The following is a 1,263-nucleotide window of genomic DNA, read 5'->3' on the forward strand; positions in this document are numbered from 1 at the left end:
CCCTCAGAGATCCCCTCATTTTTAGAGACTCAAATAATTCCAAGTGTGCGGGTATATAAGCGGTGTTGCTTCAGGTAGTAGATAAATTTATCCATCAACAAGACCGCATTGGCTTCTTTCATTTTAGGCAGCAACTGGTAATAGATGACCCCTTGCCGAAAGAACGAATAGGTTCGGCTCTTGCTGGTATTGACCTTGATCGTTCTCTCTAGACCGACACTGTCTCCAGCCTTACCCAGCAGCGTCAGCAAGACGATGGCCAAGGCACTGAACAAAAACAGTCGGTCACGCCGGACCGGATTACTGATGTGCACATCTCCCATACCCATGCCGAATTTGTAATCTTTGATATCCCGAAAACTGGTCTCGATACCCCAGCGCTGGCCGTATAGTTGCAACGCCTTGGCGGCACTCAGATCGGTCCGGTTACTGGCCAGAAACCACGCGTCTTTCATGCCACTCTTGTGACAACAATAGACCCGCTCGACAGGCTGTCGTTGCCCAGTGAGCTCCACCTCCTTGAGGGTTCGGGTGCGCCCGGTCGGCGTTAGCCAGTCGCGGGCGGGAACCTGCTCTCCACCAGAGTAACCAACCAAAATATTTCCTTTAAATCTAATGATATAGGCAAAGCCTAGCTCTTGTTCCAGGCGCTCGAACAGCTCCATGTAACCAAACCCACGGTCAGCGACTACCGTCACGAAGATACCTTCTGGCAGGGTCTGCTTGAGTTTGGTGAGCAGCTCTTTCTCATGGGCATTGCGTTGCCCTTTGAGCAACGATTTTCGATGGGTTTTCCACAGCAGCGGAGTACTGCGGCCATGGTTGGTTTGCAGGCTGATAACCAAGGTGCTGTGATCATCGGCATCGAATTCGGTCCAGTCCATGGATACCACGATCTCGGTGCGTTCACCGACCACATAGGGAACCCAATCGTCAAAGAGGCTCCAGACGTTGAGCTTGGTGTTAGTGAGCAGGCGGTCCACCTGTTTCACCGCATGTTTGCGCTCGAGACCATTGGCCAAGGAGAGACCATTCCCGATGGCGTGGATGGCCAGCGAACCGGATTCGATAACCCCGAGGGTTGCATTGGCCAGGGAAAGAACACGCTTGGCATGCATGTCCTGTCCAAATATCTCGTTGATGTGGTTGAGGATTAGATCGTGGTTAAACATGGCGATTATCTGTCGGGTATTAGCTGGTCAAGGATGGCGATCATACCTCAGAAGCCGCGCCACGCCTCGCTCATACGAGGGGATGGTTAAG

1 protein-coding gene is annotated in these 1,263 nt (G+C 52.4%); it reads right to left on the minus strand.

Annotated features, from left to right (window positions below; all coding sequences use genetic code 11):
- Window positions 1–29: 29 nt before the first annotated feature.
- Complete coding sequence (locus BN1134_RS18110) at window positions 30–1,172, minus strand: IS4 family transposase (RefSeq protein WP_041205622.1); 1,143 nt, start codon at window positions 1,170–1,172, stop codon at window positions 30–32.
- Window positions 1,173–1,263 lie beyond the last annotated feature (91 nt).

Origin of the sequence: Aeromonas simiae, from assembly GCF_000820125.1 — a bacterium.
Taxonomy (GTDB): Bacteria; Pseudomonadota; Gammaproteobacteria; order Enterobacterales; family Aeromonadaceae; genus Aeromonas; species Aeromonas simiae.